Source organism: Enterobacter sp. 301B, from assembly GCF_003850715.1.
In the GTDB taxonomy this organism is placed as follows: domain Bacteria; phylum Pseudomonadota; class Gammaproteobacteria; order Enterobacterales; family Enterobacteriaceae; genus Enterobacter; species Enterobacter intestinihominis.
In genome coordinates this window covers 1-1,049 of the sequence record NZ_PQTC01000070.1, presented here as the reverse complement: position 1 = coordinate 1,049, position 1,049 = coordinate 1, and the positions used below count along the sequence as shown (strand labels likewise).

The 1,049-nt window shown below is 52.0% G+C and carries 1 protein-coding gene; it reads left to right on the top strand.

Annotated elements, in window-relative coordinates; translation table 11 throughout:
• Positions 1-69: 69 nt before the first annotated feature.
• Entirely contained in the window at positions 70-993 is a 924-nt protein-coding gene (locus C3451_RS24135; RefSeq protein ID WP_023280828.1) for an IS5 family transposase, read from the top strand.
• Positions 994-1,049: the final 56 nt, after the last annotated feature.

The window sequence follows — 1,049 nt, the reverse complement described above, 5'->3', positions numbered from 1 at the left end:
TGAATAAATCGAACTTTTGCTGAGTTGAAGGATCAGATCACGCATCTTCCCGACAACGCAGACCGTTCCGTGGCAAAGCAAAAGTTCAAAATCACCAACTGGCCCACCTACAATAAAGCCCTCATCAACCGTGGCTCCATAACTTTCTGGCTGGATGATGAAGCTATTCAGGCCTGGTATGAGTCGGCAACGCCTTCATCACGGGGAAGACCTCAGCGCTATTCTGATCTCGCCATCACCACCGTTCTGGTCATTAAACGCGTGTTCAGGTTGACCCTGCGGGCTGCACAGGGTTTTATTGATTCCATTTTTACACTGATGAATGTTCCGTTGCGCTGCCCGGATTACACCAGTGTCAGCAAGCGCGCAAAGTCGGTTAATGTCAGTTTCAAAACGTTCACCCGGGGTGAAATCGCGCATCTGGTGATTGATTCCACCGGGCTGAAGGTCTTTGGTGAAGGCGAATGGAAAGTCAAAAAACACGGCAAAGAACGCCGTCGTATATGGCGAAAGTTGCATCTGGCAGTTGACAGCAACACACATGAAATCATCTGTGCAGACCTGTCGCTGAACAATGTGACGGACTCAGAAGCCTTCCCGGGTCTTATCCGGCAGACTCACAGAAAAATCAGGGCAGCATCGGCAGACGGCGCTTACGACACCCGGCTCTGTCACGATGAACTGCGGCGTAAGAAAATCAGCGCGCTTATCCCACCCCGAAAAGGCGCGGGTTACTGGCCCGGTGAATATGCAGACCGTAACCGTGCAGTGGCTAATCAGCGAATGACCGGGAGTAATGCGCGGTGGAAATGGACAACAGATTACAACCGTCGCTCGATAGCGGAAACGGCGATGTACCGGGTAAAACAGCTGTTCGGGGGTTCACTGACGCTGCGTGACTACGATGGTCAGGTTGCGGAGGCTATGGCCCTGGTACGAGCGCTGAACAAAATGACGAAAGCAGGTATGCCTGAAAGCGTGCGTATTGCCTGAAAACACAACCCGCTACGGGGGAGACTTACCCGAAATCTGATTTATTCAACAAAGCC